The following is a 19,399-nucleotide window of genomic DNA, read 5'->3' as shown; positions in this document are numbered from 1 at the left end:
TAATTTACGATTGACCTAACAAGCTAAATCAATACGTAAATAACTTATCTTATAAATTTTCTTTACCTTTTAATGCATCCAGTTCTTCTAATGCTCGATTAGCAATGAGTGCATTTTTCTCTTTTTTCTTACGTACTTTTTGAGGCCATGGATCCATGATGCCAAAGTTGACATTCATCGGTTGGAAGTTAGACCCTTCGTAGTTAGAAATATAGTGGCTAAGGGAGCCGATTGCCGTAGTTTTAGGGAAATCAATAAATGAGCGTTCCTCTAAATAACGTTCTACTTGAAGACCTACCATAAGACCACTAGCAGCAGATTCTAAATACCCTTCTACGCCTGTCATTTGACCAGCGAAGAATAGACGTGGTTCTTTTTGAAGTTGGAATGCATGGTTTAACAACTCAGGAGAGTTAATATATGTATTGCGATGCATAACGCCATAACGAACGAATTCAGCACTTTCTAGACCTGGAATCATACCAAATACACGCTTTTGTTCGCCCCATTTTAAATGAGTTTGGAAGCCTACCAAGTTAAACATGGTGCCTTCTTTATTCTCTTTACGCAATTGTACTACTGCATAAGATTCCTCATTAGTCCGTTTATCTACTAAACCAACTGGTTTAAGTGGGCCATAACGCAATGTGTCTTCCCCACGGCTGGCCATGATTTCTACAGGCATGCAACCTTCAAAATAGATTTCCTTTTCAAAATCCTTTGGTTGCACAGCTTCAGCTGTAGTGAGTTCATGCCAGAATTCTTTATATTCCTCTTCTGTCATAGGACAGTTAAGGTAATCTGCATCGCCCTTGTCGTAGCGAGATGCGGCAAATACTTTGTCGTAATTTAAAGATTCTGCCGTAACAATAGGAGCTGCTGCATCGTAGAAATAAAAGCCTGTTTCACCTGTTAAGGCTTTAATCTTATCTCCTAATGCTTCAGACGTAAGTGGACCAGAAGCGAAGATAACAGTGCCTTCAGCAGGTATGTCAGTTACCTCTTCATTGTGAACTGTAATATTAGGATGTCCCTTTACCTTCTCAGTCACCATTTCACTAAACAAATGACGATCAACGGCCAAGGCACCACCGGCAGGTACAGCAGTCGCATCAGCACATTCCATAATCAGGGAACCTAAACGACGCATTTCTTCTTTTAAAAGACCTACCGCATTTTCAATATTGCCAGCTCGCAAGGAGTTACTACATACGAGCTCTGCAAATTGATCTGTTTGATGCGCAGGAGAACTCTTCACGGGGCGCATTTCATATAAGTCTACATGAATGCCACAATTAGCGAGTTGCCAAGCCGCCTCAGAACCTGCTAGGCCCGCACCAATAACAATAACATTTTTATTATTCAACAGTTGTTTCCTCTTTTTTAGCTTTGCTAGACTTTTTAGATTCTTTAGATTCTTTTACAGTTTCTTCACTAGCTTCGCTTTTTTTCTTTCTTGTTTTCTTTGGTGGTCTAGTTGGACATGTTTCATTGGAACAGAACTTTTTAGTTGTACCATTTTTATATGTCTTTTCAACCATAATAGAACCACATGTTTCACAGAAATCATGGGTTGGTTTATCCCATAATGTAAAGTCACATTGTGGATATCGATTACAGCCGTAGAATAGACGACCACGGCGAGACTTACGCTCTACGATTTCCCCTTCCTTACATTTAGGGCAAGTTACACCAGTCCCTACCGTAATAGGTTTAGTATTTTTACATTCTGGGAAGTTAGAACATGCAAGGAACTTACCATAGCGACCAAATTTATATACCATAGGGCTATGACAGAGTTCGCACGTTTCATCACTTTCCATAGATGCAATTTCAATGCGATCTACATCGCTCGCATCTTCTAGCTCTTTAGCGAATACTTCATAGAAATCAGACAATACCTTTAGATATGTATCCTTACCGGATGCAATAGCGTCAAGCTCTTCTTCAAGGTCTCGTGTAAAGCCAGTATTGATGATTTTTTCAAAGTACGCTATCAAGAAGTCTACCACTACAAAGCCTAACTCTGTAGGAACAAATTGTTTATTTGTATTTTCTACATAGTTACGGCTAACGATAGTATCTAAAATTGGCGCATACGTACTAGGACGACCAATACCGAGTTCTTCAAGCGTTTTAATAAGGCTTGCCTCAGAGTAACGTGGAGGTGGTTGCGTGAAATGTTGTTCAGGCAATACCTCTACTGTATGGGCTGCATCATTCTTTTTAAGGGCAGGCAATTGAGGAACATCCTCTTTTTTCGCATCTTCATAAACAGCACTAAAACCTGGGAAGATTACGCGGGAGCCTGTCGCTTTAAATGTGTAATCATTTTGAACGGTCAATTCAATAGTTGTAGATTCGTTTTGTTGTGGTGCCATTTGACTCGCCATAAAACGATTCCAAATCAATGTGTATAATTTAAGCTCATCACGACTCAAGAAGGGCTCTACCATTTTAGGTGTTAACTCTAAAGATGTAGGGCGAATTGCTTCATGGGCATCTTGAGCAGAACCTTTTGCACCATACATATTAGGTTTAGAAGGATAATAATCGTCACCATAGTTACGAATAATATAGTCCTTAGCCATGACCTGCATCTCTTTAGAGATACGCGTAGAGTCTGTACGCATGTACGTAATTAAACCTACGTGGCCATAAGAACCGATTTCAAGACCTTCGTAAAGATGTTGAGCAATCATCATGGTACGCTTCGCACCAAAGTTCAATTTACGCACACCATCTTGTTGCAACGTAGATGTTGTAAATGGTGGTGCCGCTTTACGAGAACGCTTGCGCTTTTCAATATTTGTCACTACTGCATCGGCTCCGCCAATAGCATCTACTACGGCTTGCGCTTCACTTTCAGTAGTAATATCGATTTTTTCACCTTTAATATGAGTCAATTCTGCTGTGAAAGCCTCTTTTTTAGGCGTTTCAAAATTGCCTTCAATAGTCCAGTATTCTTGTGGCACGAAAGCTTGAATTTCTCGCTCTCTTTCACAGATAAGTCGAACTGCAACGGATTGCACACGACCTGCACTGAGGCCTTTACAAACCTTTTTCCATAATAAAGGACTCAATTTATAGCCTACGATACGGTCCAATACACGGCGTGCTTGTTGGGCATCAACCATGTTCATATCGATAGTACGTGGAGATTCTAAGGCCTCTGCTACGGCATTTTTAGTAATCTCATTGAACGTAATACGACATGTAGACGTTGGATCTACATTTAATATGTACGCTAAATGCCAAGAAATAGCTTCCCCTTCGCGGTCAGGGTCAGTTGCGAGCAATACGGCGCTGCTTTCATCGGCGTAGGAAACGAGTTCATCAATAACCTTTTTACGAGTTACCAAATTGCTATAACGGGGCGTGAAATCATGTTCGATATCGATGCCCATTTGAGACTTTGGCAAATCTCGTAAGTGGCCCATACTCGCCTTTACAACATAGTTAGGACCTAAGAATTTTTCAATTGTTTTAGATTTAGCAGGAGACTCTACGATAACCAATACTTTTCCATCAGGATTATAAACGCGTGGTTCCCGTTGCTCTGGTGGCACGGACGTTTGTAGTACAGATTTATCTCGTACGATTCCCATGGGAGTAAGGGCTTCTTTAGCAACCTTACGCTTTATCGTAGTACTCTCTTTCTTAGTACTTTTCTTTTTAGTTTCTTTACTAGTACTAGCTACTTTTGGCTCGCCAATAACGATTGATCGTTTAATGGACAAGTATATCACTCCTAGTCATATTAATATAGCCTCTCGGCGGTTGATGTTCTATAGCCCCTTCCATTTCTAACTCTAGTAATAAGGGCTGCAGTTGTTGTAATGGAATAGAGGTCGCTTTCAAAATATCACTAACCGTGATACAACGATCATGAGGTATTTCGCTCAAGATTAGACTCCTATCCAAATTAAAGCTTAACATAGAGGGCCCTTGTGTATCAACACCCTGACCATGATTCAACATTTGATTACTATCTTTTACGCCCATTGTATCTCCTTTATTTGATGGTGAAAGTTTTTCTTTAGTACTAAACATATCTCGCAAGGTTAAATGATATTGTTCCACAATATCCTCATATCCAGTTAATACATAAGCACCATTGCGCATAAGAAACTTATTACCATCCGCTGTATGATCCAATAAATTACAAGGCACTACAAATACATCTCGACCTTCACTAACAGCCATATCTGCTGTAATTAAAGAGCCACTACTAGCCTTAGCCTCTACTACGATTACACCTCGACTTAGGCCACTAATAATACGGTTTCGCGCAGGAAAATGTTTAGCTGATGGCGGTGTACCTGGAGGATATTCAGATAGGAGTAACCCATTATTAGCCAGAACTCTATCAAATAATTTGGAATTTTCCCTAGGATATACAATATCTAATCCACATCCCATAACAATAATACCGTAACCCTGACTTGCTAGTAAGCCTTCATGACCATGCGAATCAATACCACGAGCACCGCCACTCACAATTATAGTACTGTATTTACCCAATTCTTTCCCTAACATTCTCGCCACATTCCGCCCATACAAAGAACAACGCCGTGCACCTACAAGAGCAATGCGATTTAAGCGTTTATCTAATAGAGCTCTATTACCGCGCATAAACAATATAGCTGGTGGATTATAGATATGATTCAAAATAGATGGAAAATCTTTATCTAAAAAGGTAGTAAAATCCATCTTATATTCGTCTATTTTATGAATTATATAATCTAACTTTTCATCCTTAGCCGATGATGCTATAGCACGTTTATCAGCAGTAGGAATATGTGTATAAGGCTTTAAATTTTCAACCTTCTTAACGGCTTGCCATGCATCATAGGGCGACCCAAAATCCTCTATGAACCGCCGTACATGTGTGGCTCCCACATTATATAAACTTTGCAAGCCAGCAATATAAATAGTATCATCGTATCTAGTCATCTTTACACCTATTTACCTGTTCTAAACAACATAGCCTCGGAAATGTGATGAGGCTCCACTTGTGGATTTCCCTCAAGGTCCGCTATCGTACGGGCCACCTTTAATATGCGATCAAAGGCACGTCCACTTAAATGAAAGTGGTCAAATATATTGCCTAATACACTCCACGCCTTATCCGTAATATTACATAGCTCACCTATGGCCTTATGAGGTACCGCCCCATTACAGTTAAACTCTAAGTTTTCATAACGTTTCTGTTGCAACGCAGTTGCCAGAATAACTTGTTGTCTCATGCTTTCACTTGTCATAGTAGACGTCGAATGATCTAATAATTGTTCTAGTGTAGGCCTTTCAACGGGAATATGTAAGTCAATGCGGTCCATAATAGGCCCTGACAACCGTTGCTGATAGTTTTTGACCATCGTTTCAGAACATATGCATTCTCTATGAGGATCATGATAATAACCACAGGGACAGGGATTGGCGGCCAATATACAAATAAAATTAGCTGGATACATATAATTGCCTTGAGACCTATTGATAGTAATTGTTCGAGACTCTAAGGGCTGCCTTAAGGCATCAATAACTTGGCGCTGAAACTCTGGTGCTTCATCCATAAATAAAACACCTCCATGAGCAAGGGTTACCTCCCCAGGGCGTCCTTGTATACCTCCGCCCACCATACTCGCTAAAGTGGCCGTATGATGTGGATGCCTAAAAGGCCTAGTTTTAACGAGTCCCTTATCACCGAGTAAACCGATCACATCTTGGATGCGACTGACCTCAACCATTTCATTCCAAGTCATGGGTGGCAATATGGTCGGTAATCGTTCGGCCATCATCGTTTTACCACCACCGGGCGGACCTATCATAATACAATGATGATGTCCTGCAGCGCTAATGAGCATGGCCCGTTTACCAAGCTCTTGACCTTGTACATCGCCAAAATCTACATCATACGTAGTATTATGATCTTTATTATCCATCGTATCTGTTAATATCTCATCTTGATTTTTCCCTATTTTTACCTTTTTGGCAGTTGAAATAGATTTAGATTTAACCTGGTCTTCTAAGACGGTAATAATATTTTGTAATGAAGACTCGCCATATATAGTAAGATTAGGAATAGCTTTTAGATTATATCCATTTTCTACGCTTGTATATATAGTGGAGTAATCAGCTTCTAACCCTGCTAACGACATCGCCAAGGTTCCAAAGGTCGGTAGCAGTGAACCATCTAAGGCTAGCTCACCCATAAATAGACATCTATTCAATAAAGCTGAAATTTTCGCTTTACGCCCCTTTATCTGCCCTGATGCAATGAGAACCCCTAAAGCAATCGCTAAATCGAGTCCTGCGCTACTTTTACGAATTGTAGCAGGTGCTAGATTGACTACGATACGCCTCATAGGGAAGTCATAGCCACTATTTTTGATAGCTGCCCGTACACGTTCGCGAGCTTCCTTAACGGATTGATTAGGTAGACCTACGATATCAAAGACAGGCAAGCCTTGAGATATGTCTACCTCTACTGTAATAATGCAACCATCTATGCCATGTAAGGTGGCTCCATAAAGTTTTGCATACATAGGTAACCTCTCTAAAAGCACTGCGGCAAATAATGAATGGAACTTTGAAAGTCTTCATGCAAGTACACTTCGATTACATCAAAGGATAACTCTTTCCAACGCCGTCTTTTCTGATGTAGATCATACAAAAATAACATGGCTGCCCGTTTAATATGCTTTTGTTTCTTCTTTGTTACTGCCTCTCGAGCCAATCCATGCTGCATTCCACGACGAGCTTTAATTTCAATAAAGTGATACACTAAATCACGTTTAGCAATAATATCGATTTCACCTAATCTAGTTCGATAATTTGTATCTACTACAGTAAGACCTATTTTTTCAATATATTTAATGGCTACCCGTTCACCCCATTTCCCAAGTTCCTTGGAATCGAGTTCATTGAATGCTTTACCCGTACTAATCGTTTTCATATATACCTCCTATTTACGTGTAGTAACTACAATAACTTATAGAATAGTTATCACTCAATCTAGATCTAAACTTTCAACAGGTAACACTTACTTGTAGCGTAGAGTATGGAGACTATAAAAGTAAATACAAAAGAGGTTCCTAATAGTCACATCGGTGACCAATAGGAACCTCTTTACGGTTATGAACTATATGCAATTTATAATGATACAACTACTACAATTAATACAAATATTAAACTTAACTTAATAGTCGAATCATAGAATAAATTTATTACGAATTACTCTGGCTTAACCCAGCGAACGATAGATTTAATAGGTTCAAAGCTCTTGCGATGTAGTGGTGTTACCCCTTGTTGTTCAACAGCTTCTTTATGTAACTCCGTATAATAGCCTTTATGAATACCAAATCCGTAACCAGGGTATTCATCATCAAGGCTCTTCATATATCGATCTCGCGTAACCTTTGCAATGATAGATGCAGCCGCAATATTAGCGCTTTTACTATCGCCCTTAATTATGGACTCTACAGGAATCGTCAAATCAGGCAATTTCATAGCATCAGCCACTACGGCTTCAGCGGGTACGCTGAGAGTTCGAATCGCCTCATACATAGCTTGGCGTGTTGCTTCGTAGATATTGAGCTCATCAATCTTTTCTGGACCGTAGGAAATACAGCTTACTGCTACAGCCTCTTTCATAATGATATCGTAGAGGGCCTCACGCTTTTCTTCTGTTAGCTTTTTAGAGTCATTAAGACCTGGAATTAAAGTCATAGGCGGCAAGATAACGGCCGCTACCGTTACAGGTCCTGCAATAGGGCCACGACCTACCTCATCGACACCAGCTACATGATACATACCCTGATCGTAGAACATGCCTTCATAGTCATACATGCTCATGAGACGTTGCTGCTCTTTTAACTCTTTTTCTTGACGTTTAATGTAAGAAATCGCTAATTTTTGAACGGAACTTCGAGTATCCTCTTGAGCCAATGGCAAAATCTCTAAGGCTTGTTCAGTTTCAAAGATCGCCTTAATGTCTGCAACCTTTAATTTAGAAAAAACATCCTTATCCATTTTGTGTGTCCTCACCGTTTTCAGGATAGTATGGTTCTTCATCAACTTTATCGAGAGTAATTGTACCTAATTTAGTATTGCGGTAGTCTTGCAAGATAATACGACGTGCTTTATCAAAGTCTACTACGCCACCACTAACGAGACAACCACGACGACGACCGATGCTTTCAAGAATCGTATCCACATCTGTCATCTCTTCTTCTTTTAATTTATAACGTTCTACCAAAATATTTGGTGTATTCGTCAATAAATGATTTAATAGCTGTTTCATTACATGCTCTAAGTCGTACACATCATCAGAAACAGCACCAGTCATAGCAAGGCGAGCCGCTGCGCGTTGATCCTCTAATTTAGGCCATAATACGCCTGGTGTATCAAGTAGTTCAAGGTTTTTACCGATCTTAACCCATTGTTGACCACGTGTATGACCAGCTTTGTTAGCTGTACGCGTAGCTGCAGAGCCAGCTAAGGAGTTAATCAATGTAGATTTACCCACATTAGGAATACCTAAAATGATAGTACGTACAGAACGACTACGAATGCCTTTAGCTACCCAGCGATCGATGATAGGCTTGCTTAAACGCTCTACCGTAGATATTAACTTCTTATTACCCTTACCAGACTTAGAATCGATAGCCAATACTGTGATACCTTGTTTAGTAAAGAATTCGGTCCATTCCTTTGTGGCTTTAGGATCTGCTAAATCTACTTTATTTAACAATACGATATGAGGTTTTTGACCAACGAGTTCAGTGATTACAGGGTTCGCACTAGAGCGAGGAATACGCGCATCTAGTAACTCAATAACTACATCTACCTTTTTTATATACTCCGTAATCATACGTGTGGCTTTCGCCATATGCCCAGGGAACCAATGTACGATAGGTGAATCTGCCATAGTATCTCCTTTCATATCTAAATTTTAGCAAAAATAAAAGGCTGCCAACGGCAGCCTTTTATGAACATTAGCGTTTTTCGCGAATACGAGCAGCTTTACCAGTAAGGTTACGTAAGTAGTACAATTTAGCACGACGAACAACACCACGGCGCATAACTTCGATTTTAGCTAAGCGTGGGCTGTGAAGTGGGAATGTACGTTCTACACCTACACCGGATGCAATACGACGAACTGTGAAAGTTTCACGTACGCCACCGTTTTGACGTTTAATTACCAAACCTTCGAATACTTGGATACGTTCACGAGAACCTTCCACTACTTTTACGTGTACGCGAACTGTGTCACCAGCGCGGAAAGTAGGGATGTCTGTACGAAGTTGTTCTTGTTCAAGTACGTTAATAATGTTCATTGTTTCCTCCTGTTTGCAGACATTCAATACCTACACCTTATAGGCAGCGGACTGTCTCAAATTAACAGCAATATAGTATCATAAATCACGTACTGTTCGCAAGTATTTTCTATATAATTTTAAGAAACTAATTATTTACTTAAGATTGGGCGCTTTAACTTACCCAACAAGCGGTATAAATCATCTTTTTCATCATCAGAAAAATCAGAAAATAGTACATTAAGAAATTGGTCATATGAATGTAATAATGACTTACCTAATCGTTTCCCCTCTTCAGTGAGCCCTACTACGGAAATTCGTTTATCCATATAATCTATGTGCTTTGTGACATACCCTAATTCAATAAGAATATCGGTCTGCTCTGATACTGTAGCAGGACGAATATTAAGAGCATCTACTAATTGTTTTTGAGATGCCCCTTCAGATCGCATATATAATTCTATAATTATTTTATCACGAGACTTTTCTTTACCGTTTGGCACCTTACATAAGGCTTTATATAATTCATCATGATTCATGACAGTTATCTCCTCATACAACTTTGTATATTATAAGATATTCGCCATAGTCTCAAAAAATCCTGCATAAAATTTGTATATTCTTCGTAAAAGCAAAAAGAGGTACCAAATGGTACCTCTTCTTTCATATATTTCTGTAAAAATTTAATGTATCTAATACAAAATATATTATTTTAATGCACTAATATCGCCGATAATAGCCATTACACTATAAGCTAAACGAACAAGTTGTAACCGGTTCGATTTAATAGCTTCATCTTTGTCCATAACCATTACATCTTCAAAGAATTTGTTGATGGATGGAACTAAAGTAGCAGGAACAGCTACAACAGCAGTGTAATCATTTGCTTCCCCTGCAGCAAGGCTAGCTTCGGAAGCTTTAGAAGCAGCTTCGAACAATGCTTTTTCAGCATCTTCTTTCAACAGGTCGCTATTAACACCTGTATATTCCACATCTTTTACGAGATTGTACATACGAGTATAAGCTTGAACAAGCTCAACGTTTTCATCAATGCGGTTTGCTAACAATGCATTTACAAGACCTTCAGCATCAGCAACGGACAATTCATTGTTGGACAACAACAAGTCGATTACATGATGAGGAACTTCGCGATCAAGGAAGATATTTTTCAAACGAAGTGTGAAGAACTCTTCTACTTGGCCAAGTAATTCGTCTTGTTTTTCAGCTGGTACATTAAGCAATTCCATTGATGCTTTGAAAATTGGACGCAAGCTGATGTTCCACTCACTACCAAGTAAGATGTTCAAAATACCAATAGTTTGACGACGCAATGCATATGGATCTTGAGAACCTGTAGGGATTAAACCACGGCTGAAAGTAGCAACGATGTTATCTACTTTATCGATGATGGACAATACTTTACCTGCTTCAGTTTGAGGCAATACATCGCCTGCAAAACGTGGTAAATATTGTTCGAAAATAGCTTCTGCTACTTCTTCAGATTCACCATCAAGTAAAGCGTATTCTTTACCCATTACGCCTTGTAATTCAGTGAACTCTGTAACCATACCAGTCGTAAGGTCAGTTTTAGCAAGCTCTGTAGCGCGTTCCAATACAACAGCTGCATCTTCGTGCAGGCCACATTCTTCACCAAATACACGACCCAATTTAAGCAAGCGTTCAGTTTTATCTGCTAAGTTACCAAGACCTTCTTGGAATACGATTTTAGTCAAACCATCTTGACGGTCGATAAGAGGTTTCTTGCGGTCTTCATTGAAGAAGAATTTAGCATCATCAAGGCGAGCGCGCAATACGCGTTCATTACCAGCTTGAACTACTTCGATGGAATGATCGGAGCCGTTACGAACTGTTAAGAACATTGGCAATAATTTACTGTCTTGGTCAACCAATGGGAAGTAACGTTGATGGTCTTTCATAGGTGTAATGATAGCTGCATCTGGAAGTGCTAAGTAAGACTCTTCAAAACCGCCACATAATGCTGTAGGCCATTCAACAAGATAGTTGATTTCTTCTAATAAATCATCATCCCAAACGATAGATGCATTTTTAGAAGCTGCAATATCATGTAATTGTTTGGAGATCAATTCACGACGTGCGTCTTGATCAACCATAACGAAGTTTTCTTTTAATGTGTCTACATAGGATGCTGCATTTTTGATAGTAATTTCGTCAGCACCTAAGAAGCGATGACCACGTGTTACATTACCAGATTTTACAGTAGCAAATTCTACAGGAATTACTTCTTCATCAAGTAATGCTACAAGCCAACGTACAGGACGTACGAATTTAGCATCTAAATTGCCCCAATGCATGGATTTAGGGAAGTTAAGGCCTGTAATCAATTGTGGCAACATGTCTGTGACAATATCTTTTGCAGGTACGCCTGCCGTTTTAGTTTCAGCATAAATATAGCCGTCTTCTACAATGAGATCAGCTACATCAAGACCTTTACCACGAGCAAAGCCGATAGCTGCTTTTGTTGCATTGCCGTCAGCATCGTATGCGATAGATGCAGATGGACCTTTGTGACGTTCGCTGATTTCAGCAGATGTGTCAGCAAGACCTTTCACGATAAGAGCCAGACGACGTGGTGTACCGTATGTTGCGATGCTTTCAAAAGGAAGATGGGCATCATTTAATTTTGTTTCAGCCAATTGTTTCAATTGACCTAAGATATTTGGCATAAAGCCGGCAGGAATTTCTTCTGCACCGATTTCAAATAATAAATCCTTTGCCATCTTATTTATCTCCTTTCAAAAGTGGGAAACCTAATTCTTCGCGTTTAGCAAGGTATTGTTGTGCACAAATACGAGCTAATGCACGTACGCGGCCGATGAAAGCAGTACGTTCGCTGATAGAAATAGCGCCACGGGAATCAAGCAAGTTGAATGTGTGGGAACATTTCAATACATAGTCGTAAGCTGGTAATACATAACCGGCTTCGCAAACGCGTTTTGCTTCTGCTTCGTACATATCAAATAATTTGAAAAGCATATCTGTATCTGCTAATTCAAAGTTATATACGGATTGTTCAACTTCGTTGGCATGCCAAACGTCACCATATGTAACGTTTTCATTCCATTTAAGATCATATACGTTTTCTACGCCTTGAATGTACATAGCCAAACGTTCTAAACCGTATGTAATTTCTACGGAAACTGGTTTACAGTCGATGGAACCAACTTGTTGGAAATATGTGAACTGAGTTACTTCCATGCCGTCGAGCCATACTTCCCAACCAAGGCCCCAAGCGCCCAATGTTGGAGATTCCCAGTTATCCTCTACGAAACGGATATCGTGATCTTCAGCGTGAATACCAAGTGTTGCCAAGGATTGTAAGTACAATTCTTGGATGTTATCTGGAGATGGTTTCACGATAACTTGGAATTGATGATGTTGGAACAAACGGTTAGGGTTATCACCATAACGACCGTCTGCTGGACGACGAGAAGGCTCTACATAACATACCGCCCATGGTTCAGGACCAATAGCATGCAAGAATGTAGCAGGATTCATTGTACCTGCGCCTTTTTCGATGTCATATGGATTTTGAACGATACAACCTTGATCGCTCCAGAATTTTTGTAGATTTAAAATAATCTCTTGAAATGTCATTGCTGCCTCCACTTTACACAACCGACATAAAATCAACCATTTCGTTACAAACAAAAAAGTCCCTGTAACGAAAAACGTTACAGGGACGAGTATACCCGCGGTTCCACCCTATTTGGCTTGCGCCCTCTTTTTTCTATGTTGGCCTTTACTAACAGATACCTGCGTTCCTGCCAATGCTCTACAGCGCCTTCAACCAAATGTGAGCTTACACCATCCTCACTCGCTAGAGAGGTTTACTACTCTGCTTCATCGCATATATTATACACAATATTGTAGCAATACAGAGGGATTAATGTCAAATCCACTAAACAAAATAATTATTATAAAATTTCTAATTTATTTTCTTTGAGCATTTTTATTTAAATAGATTTATAAAGCCAATCATTTTTATCAAATCTCTTAGGTTGTTTATTTGTTATTTCATCTATAATTAATTGTTCATCTTCTGTAAAATCATCAATAGAGGAATAAATATATAGTTTATCACCATATACTTTTTGGAGGCTATATATACTGCTATCATCAATACTGTAAGCACCATCTATATGGGTAAAACCTTTATAATTCGGTAAAATCTTAATACTACCGTTAGGTAGAGTATTAATAATTAAAATTCCATAATCTCCATATGTATAAATATAAGGGTATTCAGCGGCAAAACCTTTAATATCTCGATTTAATCCTATTTTATATTTTTGATCAACAATAGAGTTTATAAACCACTGATACCTAAAAGAATAACTAATAATACCTAAAATTGATATTAATACTATAAAAGTAAGTACATAAAATAAATATTTTTTGCTCATTTTATAATCTTTCTCTAACAGATTTTCCACTAACTGAAAATGGAATATCATGAAACGTTTAAGACAATGAAAGCAAGTCTAAATATATATCCCATAAATATACTCCATAAATATAAATATTAAAGCGAATACTAATACAGCTAAGACAAATAATGCTAAGAAAGTACGAGTCAGAATCCATCCTCTTTTTTCATACTCCGTTAGTGTTCCAGCTTTATTTTTACGCCATAAGATATAAGTACCTACCATACCTATTCCAAGCATAAATAGTGCATTAAAGTCCTCAATGAATTTAGGTAACCCAAAATACGATTCTATTAAAATACTGATTAAGAAATAGTTGCCAATTAGTGTTAAAATTGTAACCTTCCGTGTACCACAAGATTTAATCATATAATAATTAAAACCTAAAAGTAAAAATATATTTACTATTTGTTTTTCCATTCGTCTGCTTTCTAAGAAGATATTACAACCATAAAATAAAAGTTTAATTTAATAACATTATTAAATTAATGAAATATAATCCATAAGATAAACATGATTCCAACTATGTATATATAATTTTCATTACGACCATCTTTATATGTACTAGATTCCTTTTTCTGGATATTTCTAATGAAATCTTTAAAAAAATGAATTACTAGGACTGCACCTAATGGATAAAAATAAGCATATCCAAAATTAAAGAACATATAGAATATTAAAAAAACAATTCCAGCCACTATACTTACTAAATTTGTAAATTTATATAAATGTGGGTATCGCATATTATTTACCCATTCTTGCTGCTTACGAGTTAAATTCCGTTGTAATACATTTTTATAATACGCACGAAGATCCCAAACCAAAATAAATAATACTACTCCAAAAGTATAATCAAACTTATTTATCATTTAGCAGACTTATCTCCTAACTAGCTTTAAATAACTCTTTTATAAAATAACAGTCATGTTAAATCATATTAAAATATAGAATATTCTATTCAAATAAATGGACAACGCCCTAACTATATAATGACTTTAGTATTTTATAAATAGATATGATCATAGAAATGCATAATATCCATATGGGAACATTATTTGAATACATCCATATAAAAGTGATAATAGAACCTATAACCCAAAATCCCAAAAATAACCAACCATAAATACTCTTTTTCGCAATAGGTATACCAACTAATTTATTGTGAAATCCTAAAATAAATAATATACATACAGTTAATCTCGAATTATACTGATTTATCCCTCTTCTATATATACGCTTAACAATACGACGACCACGAATTAATGGTGTTAATAGCACTCCACCCATAAGTAATATAGGGATAATAAACCTATAGTCTACATTCGGTGCAGTCGCCTCAATGGCATTACCTGTTATAGTAATTGCTAAAAAAATTGTTCCAATTATTCTAAACCTTATTAAATTTAATAACTTAACAATTTTTACATTCATATATGATTATCCAATTTCTTTAATTATAAAAGTCATACTAATGTCCTCATCATACAATCAATCTTATTATATTTTTAATATACACAATATATAAATACACTAATAACCCATGTTTGATTAATATAAAGTTAGATTGAGAATAAAATAGCCATTAAAAATAACAATATAGTAAATAGAGAAAATAAATAATAAGTCCATTTATTATCACTATTTTTAAAAATTAGTGAAAACAGGTATGTACTAAATGATAACAATAAAAACTCAATTAAGTACTTAAATTCTTTATTTATGGTATCTAAGAACTTTAAATCTGTAAAAAGCACAAATAAAAATATACCAAAACTAATCAGTCTATATTTTTCATTTATGTCCTTATTAGATCTTCGGATATATTGAATTACACTATAGGCAAATGCTAAAAACAAGGATATAGTAGCAAAATAATATATTAATTTCATTGATTCTATTACACCTCATTTTTACTTCTTCATCTGTTGTAATATTTTTTTAAAGGCTTACAGCTCAAAAACTAGTTTTAATAAAGCAAAAATAATAAGCCAGCATACAATAGTAAGGCCATAAGATCTATATTTTAACTTACGACCTTTAATACAGTCATATATTATTTTTTCCATAATAGAGAATAATAGAATCAAAAAGATCAAATAAAATGCTAGCTGTATCATTTAACCAAATCTCAAATTTTGAATTAATACTATTTATATATTTAAAATTGCCTTCAATATACCAAAGAATATTAACCAACAAACAAAAAATGCTCCATAGAAATCATAATGGATTTCGGCACCGGTCATATAATCATACCCCATACTGTATATAAGAGAAATTAAGTTAAATAATGCAAATGCATAGAAAAATAATTTTTTCATAATATTCACTTCAATAGTTCCCAGAGTAGAAAAACTATTCCAATAATACTAAAAGAAACAACTATAATAATAAACAAAGAATTATTTATATCAAAATATATTTTAGATATCCCTTCCAATGTTCCTTTTTTATAACGATAATAAAATATATATTCACCAGCTAAAATAAGAAGTAATGTGCATAATATATTGATTTTTTCAATACCATTAATATGCTCATACATAGAATAAAGATTTAATCCTCCCCATATATTACTAAATAAAAAAACAATGATAAATTTTTTGAGATTATTACGTTGATTTTTAATTAACATATAGTTAGATAGTAGTAAACCAATAACTATATACAGTGTCGCATCTGAATGGAATAAATTGCTATACATAAAGGTATACTTTCTATTAGTTAACAATTAGTAACTTTTTCAAAAACTGTTTAATAAAATTTTAAACCACCTACCAAAGATAATCAATGTATCTTCGATAGGTGGTTTATTTTATTCACCCTTAGCAATACGATCTAAGAGTTCAATATAGCTTTCTTTGTTTAATGCTGGTGTAAAGTTGTCTAATACATCCTCAGCACCTGCAGCATCATCGTATAGTAAGTCTACGATGGTCATAGCCAAGGCTTGTGCTGTTTTAATATACGCTACATCAGGTACAGAGACTTCATATTCTGCACTGTGTAGTACCCCACTAATGCAACCAACCCATGGATGGATGACTGGCATCAAGTGAGATACGTCCCCCATGTCTGTACTAGCTGTAATATGTGGACCTTGGTATACATTGGCTTCACCAAAGATAGGATTTGAATTTTCACGTAATAGAGCATTCATACGTTCATCATTACGCATCGGTAAATAGCCTGGTAGGTCATTGATAACGCATGTGGCGCCTACTGCATCGCCACCGGCTTTTAATGCTCTGTTAACACGATGATTGCCATCTACAATAGCTTGAATATTAGAAGCACGCACATAGCTTTCAACTTGAACATAATCAGGCACACAGTTTACCAATGTACCGCCTTGATTAATGATTGGATGGAATCTAAAATAGTCGCTTTCTTTGAAAGTTTCACGAATGGAGTTAACCCCCATAACACCCATTAAAGCAGCATTAAGAGCATTGATCCCTTCATGAGGTGCTTGAGCGGCATGAGCTACCTTGCCGTGATACTCAATTAACTTAGATACAAAACCATTAGAGGTACTGCCTAGCCCCATTTCACCAGCTGGAGTTTTGGCAGTCTCCACATGCATTTGCATAGCCATATCGATATCGTCAAAAGCACCTTCATAGATGAGTTGTTGCTTGCCGCGCATATATTTCAGTTTTCCTTGTTCACGCAATTTATTGCGGTAATCAATTTCAATCATTTCCTCTGCAGGGACAGCAAATAGTACAACATCGCCTGCCAATTCGTCCATCACTGCTTGTAGGCCTATAGCTACGGCAAACATATTAGTAATTTGTACATTATGACCACAGCAATGAGCAGCCCCTGTTAAATCATCGGCACGAGGATGGCGAGGGCAAAGAATGGCGTCTAATTCCCCAAACATGGCAACTGTATATTTACTATCTCGGCCTTTCATTCTACCTTTTACACCTGTTAATGCATGCCCTGTAGTATAAGAAATGCCAATTTCATCAAACATAGCTTGAACCTTTTTAGAGGTTTTTACCTCTTTAAAACCCAACTCAGGTTCAGCCATAATAGATTCAGCCAATTCTCGTAAACGCGGTTGTGCATCAACAATAGCTTTACAAACACGTTGTTTTACTTCTTCCTTTGTCATACGGCTCATACTATCTCCTTTATAAAATCGACCGTATAAAATACGGTCGATCATGTCATCATGATGAATAGATATCTTCTAAAATATAAATCTATAATTATATCTTAACATAATTTAGACATCTAACATTATGATTTAGTATTAAATTAAACCTTCTAAATGAAGTACTAATTGGGCTAATGCTGTTGCACAGATGAAAGTACCTGCTGTTACAGCTAGTGCAACAGGAATAATGCGCCAAGATAAGCGACGAAATGCACCAAGGTCTTTCCCTAAGGATAAACCTGCATAAGCAAGTACTGGTGTTGTAGTGGCAAGGAACGTAACTTGGCTAGTTTTAGCTATAATCCATTCTTGTCCAGGCATTCCTGGTAAGGATGCAACAACGCCAACTAAAGACACCCAGAATACCATAGGTAATTTATTAGCATATGGCAAGTAAGAAATTATAGCACCAATAGTAGCAAGGCCTGCTAAAATAGCAACGCCGATTAAGCTGTCCCCAAATAGATGTTTACCATCCATTACGTTACCTACTGCAGTAATGATAGCAGCAATACAGATAACGATAACAAATTGTGTAATTTTTTCGCTTTTACTCATGACGTGCTGCCTCCTCTGCTAAATCTTGTTCACGTGTACGACCAGTAAAGAAGTTGTAAGCTTTTTCCATAACTGGTAAGGAAATAAATAGACCAAAGTATACGCCTAATACTGTAGTCAACAAGTTTGCAGCCCCAGCAAGAGCCATAATTTGTTGTTCGTAATCTGGATATACTGCAATGATTGGAGCCGTAGCGGCAGCCATCATACTAGCACTACCTACACCAGCGCCCATAGCTAATGCCAATGGATGGAACCATCCAGATTGTGCCAACATACCAGCCAATACGGAGGACCACATAGCACCGATAAGAACGCCACAGATGTACATGCCCATAACACCACGGCCCTCAGGAGAGCTAAAGCCAAATTTGTCGATAATAATCGCTACGTTCGGCTCACGGTCTACAGAGTAACAAGCACCAACTGCTTCTCGACGCATACCAACTAATAATGCCACAGGTAAACCGAATACAATAGTACCAAAGAAATGACCAAGCTCTTGTAATAACAATGCCCAGCCAGCACTTGTAAGAATCCCAAGATTTGGACCGATACCTAAACCTACTTTTACCATCAAGATCATAACGGCAATACCGATATAATCTGCAGATTTTTCCATCTGTTTAATCGTAAGAATTTTAAACTTAGGAATAGAAATTAATAAACCTAGAACCAATGTATACAATAATGGCAATAATACAACAGGACCTAGTTTTTTTATACCTATAAATTCAGCGACTACGGTTAGCACGAGCGCTAGAAAATGTATTTTGAGATTTCCCAAAAGCTGCATAATGACCTCCTATAAAAACATATTATATAACATTGTTATATTATAAATAATTGTTATTAAAAGTGTCAAATACAGATGCACATATGTC

Annotated in this window: 18 protein-coding genes; all 18 read right to left on the bottom strand. The window is 37.1% G+C overall.

Annotation, left to right across the window (positions count from 1 at the left end):
• Positions 1-49: 49 nt before the first annotated feature.
• The 18 genes from trmFO to KH109_RS06215 all read right to left on the bottom strand — a co-directional run bounded on the left by trmFO (position 50) and on the right by KH109_RS06215 (position 19,311).
• Positions 50-1,366, bottom strand: a complete 1,317-nt coding sequence (trmFO, locus tag KH109_RS06300; protein WP_257846504.1) for a methylenetetrahydrofolate--tRNA-(uracil(54)-C(5))-methyltransferase (FADH(2)-oxidizing) TrmFO — start codon at positions 1,364-1,366, stop codon at positions 50-52.
• Positions 1,359-3,740, bottom strand: a complete 2,382-nt coding sequence (topA, locus tag KH109_RS06295; protein WP_295216891.1) for a type I DNA topoisomerase — start codon at positions 3,738-3,740, stop codon at positions 1,359-1,361. The genes trmFO and topA overlap by 8 nt, the downstream gene beginning before the upstream one ends.
• The gene (gene dprA / locus KH109_RS06290; protein ID WP_295216888.1) at positions 3,730-4,956 is read right to left on the bottom strand and encodes a DNA-processing protein DprA; all 1,227 of its coding nucleotides are present in this window, start codon (positions 4,954-4,956) and stop codon (positions 3,730-3,732) included. The genes topA and dprA overlap by 11 nt, the downstream gene beginning before the upstream one ends.
• A gap of 8 nt (positions 4,957-4,964) precedes the next feature.
• A complete protein-coding gene (locus KH109_RS06285) occupies positions 4,965-6,545 on the bottom strand; it encodes a YifB family Mg chelatase-like AAA ATPase (protein ID WP_295216885.1) in 1,581 nt (526 codons plus the stop codon).
• 11 nt (positions 6,546-6,556) lie between these two features.
• Positions 6,557-6,955, bottom strand: coding sequence for a YraN family protein (locus KH109_RS06280; protein WP_060924313.1), 399 nt, complete (start codon positions 6,953-6,955; stop codon positions 6,557-6,559).
• Between the two features lie 278 nt (positions 6,956-7,233).
• The gene (locus tag KH109_RS06275; RefSeq protein WP_295216882.1) at positions 7,234-8,031 is read right to left on the bottom strand and encodes a ribonuclease HII; all 798 of its coding nucleotides are present in this window, start codon (positions 8,029-8,031) and stop codon (positions 7,234-7,236) included.
• Positions 8,024-8,929, bottom strand: a complete 906-nt coding sequence (ylqF, locus tag KH109_RS06270) for a ribosome biogenesis GTPase YlqF (protein WP_009372039.1) — start codon at positions 8,927-8,929, stop codon at positions 8,024-8,026. Before ylqF ends, KH109_RS06275 begins: the two co-directional genes overlap by 8 nt.
• A 67-nt stretch (positions 8,930-8,996) precedes the next feature.
• The gene (gene rplS, locus KH109_RS06265; protein ID WP_005377523.1) at positions 8,997-9,338 is read right to left on the bottom strand and encodes a 50S ribosomal protein L19; all 342 of its coding nucleotides are present in this window, start codon (positions 9,336-9,338) and stop codon (positions 8,997-8,999) included.
• A 131-nt stretch (positions 9,339-9,469) separates the two neighbouring features.
• Positions 9,470-9,856 (bottom strand): MarR family transcriptional regulator, encoded by a 387-nt coding sequence (locus tag KH109_RS06260; protein WP_295216879.1) that lies wholly within the window; start codon positions 9,854-9,856, stop codon positions 9,470-9,472.
• Between the two features lie 168 nt (positions 9,857-10,024).
• Positions 10,025-12,076 (bottom strand): glycine--tRNA ligase subunit beta, encoded by a 2,052-nt coding sequence (gene glyS / locus KH109_RS06255; protein ID WP_295216876.1) that lies wholly within the window; start codon positions 12,074-12,076, stop codon positions 10,025-10,027.
• A 1-nt stretch (position 12,077) separates the two neighbouring features.
• Positions 12,078-12,953 carry a glycine--tRNA ligase subunit alpha gene (gene glyQ, locus KH109_RS06250; protein WP_039969172.1) on the bottom strand — a complete coding sequence of 292 codons (876 nt, stop codon included), beginning with the start codon at positions 12,951-12,953 and terminating at the stop codon, positions 12,078-12,080.
• Positions 12,954-13,312: 359 nt separating this feature from the next.
• Complete coding sequence (locus KH109_RS06245; RefSeq protein WP_295216873.1) at positions 13,313-13,762, bottom strand: hypothetical protein; 450 nt, start codon at positions 13,760-13,762, stop codon at positions 13,313-13,315.
• A gap of 78 nt (positions 13,763-13,840) precedes the next feature.
• The gene (locus tag KH109_RS06240) at positions 13,841-14,206 is read right to left on the bottom strand and encodes a hypothetical protein (protein WP_295216870.1); all 366 of its coding nucleotides are present in this window, start codon (positions 14,204-14,206) and stop codon (positions 13,841-13,843) included.
• Between the two features lie 65 nt (positions 14,207-14,271).
• Positions 14,272-14,655: a hypothetical protein gene (locus KH109_RS06235; protein ID WP_295216867.1), complete on the bottom strand. Its 384-nt coding sequence runs from the start codon at positions 14,653-14,655 to the stop codon at positions 14,272-14,274.
• A 109-nt stretch (positions 14,656-14,764) separates the two neighbouring features.
• Positions 14,765-15,217, bottom strand: a complete 453-nt coding sequence (locus KH109_RS06230; protein WP_295216864.1) for a hypothetical protein — start codon at positions 15,215-15,217, stop codon at positions 14,765-14,767.
• 1,384 nt (positions 15,218-16,601) lie between these two features.
• Positions 16,602-17,921, bottom strand: a complete 1,320-nt coding sequence (locus tag KH109_RS06225; protein WP_295216861.1) for an amidohydrolase — start codon at positions 17,919-17,921, stop codon at positions 16,602-16,604.
• Between the two features lie 132 nt (positions 17,922-18,053).
• Complete coding sequence (locus KH109_RS06220; RefSeq protein WP_295216858.1) at positions 18,054-18,515, bottom strand: hypothetical protein; 462 nt, start codon at positions 18,513-18,515, stop codon at positions 18,054-18,056.
• Positions 18,508-19,311: a DUF3100 domain-containing protein gene (locus tag KH109_RS06215; RefSeq protein ID WP_295216855.1), complete on the bottom strand. Its 804-nt coding sequence runs from the start codon at positions 19,309-19,311 to the stop codon at positions 18,508-18,510. The genes KH109_RS06220 and KH109_RS06215 overlap by 8 nt, the downstream gene beginning before the upstream one ends.
• Positions 19,312-19,399 lie beyond the last annotated feature (88 nt).

Origin of the sequence: Veillonella sp. (assembly GCF_018381775.1) — a bacterium.
Lineage (GTDB): Bacteria > Bacillota > Negativicutes > Veillonellales > Veillonellaceae > Veillonella.
Note: the sequence above shows the minus strand (reverse complement) of the source record. Positions and strands in the feature narration are given on the sequence as shown.

Excerpts from the sequence above, each read along its gene's own strand:
- KH109_RS06225 (WP_295216861.1), bottom strand. The coding sequence starts at position 17,921 with ATGAGCCGTATGACAAAGGAAGAAGTAAAACAACGTGTTTGTAAAGCT.
- KH109_RS06240 (WP_295216870.1), bottom strand. The coding sequence starts at position 14,206 with ATGGAAAAACAAATAGTAAATATATTTTTACTTTTAGGTTTTAATTAT.
- KH109_RS06275 (WP_295216882.1), bottom strand. The coding sequence starts at position 8,031 with ATGGATAAGGATGTTTTTTCTAAATTAAAGGTTGCAGACATTAAGGCG.
- KH109_RS06235 (WP_295216867.1), bottom strand. The coding sequence starts at position 14,655 with ATGATAAATAAGTTTGATTATACTTTTGGAGTAGTATTATTTATTTTG.
- KH109_RS06215 (WP_295216855.1), bottom strand. The coding sequence starts at position 19,311 with ATGCAGCTTTTGGGAAATCTCAAAATACATTTTCTAGCGCTCGTGCTA.
- ylqF (WP_009372039.1), bottom strand. The coding sequence starts at position 8,929 with ATGGCAGATTCACCTATCGTACATTGGTTCCCTGGGCATATGGCGAAA.
- glyQ (WP_039969172.1), bottom strand. The coding sequence starts at position 12,953 with ATGACATTTCAAGAGATTATTTTAAATCTACAAAAATTCTGGAGCGAT.
- dprA (WP_295216888.1), bottom strand. The coding sequence starts at position 4,956 with ATGACTAGATACGATGATACTATTTATATTGCTGGCTTGCAAAGTTTA.
- KH109_RS06260 (WP_295216879.1), bottom strand. The coding sequence starts at position 9,856 with ATGAATCATGATGAATTATATAAAGCCTTATGTAAGGTGCCAAACGGT.
- KH109_RS06285 (WP_295216885.1), bottom strand. The coding sequence starts at position 6,545 with ATGTATGCAAAACTTTATGGAGCCACCTTACATGGCATAGATGGTTGC.
- glyS (WP_295216876.1), bottom strand. The coding sequence starts at position 12,076 with ATGGCAAAGGATTTATTATTTGAAATCGGTGCAGAAGAAATTCCTGCC.
- KH109_RS06245 (WP_295216873.1), bottom strand. The coding sequence starts at position 13,762 with ATGAGCAAAAAATATTTATTTTATGTACTTACTTTTATAGTATTAATA.
- KH109_RS06230 (WP_295216864.1), bottom strand. The coding sequence starts at position 15,217 with ATGAATGTAAAAATTGTTAAGTTATTAAATTTAATAAGGTTTAGAATA.
- KH109_RS06280 (WP_060924313.1), bottom strand. The coding sequence starts at position 6,955 with ATGAAAACGATTAGTACGGGTAAAGCATTCAATGAACTCGATTCCAAG.
- KH109_RS06220 (WP_295216858.1), bottom strand. The coding sequence starts at position 18,515 with ATGAGTAAAAGCGAAAAAATTACACAATTTGTTATCGTTATCTGTATT.
- rplS (WP_005377523.1), bottom strand. The coding sequence starts at position 9,338 with ATGAACATTATTAACGTACTTGAACAAGAACAACTTCGTACAGACATC.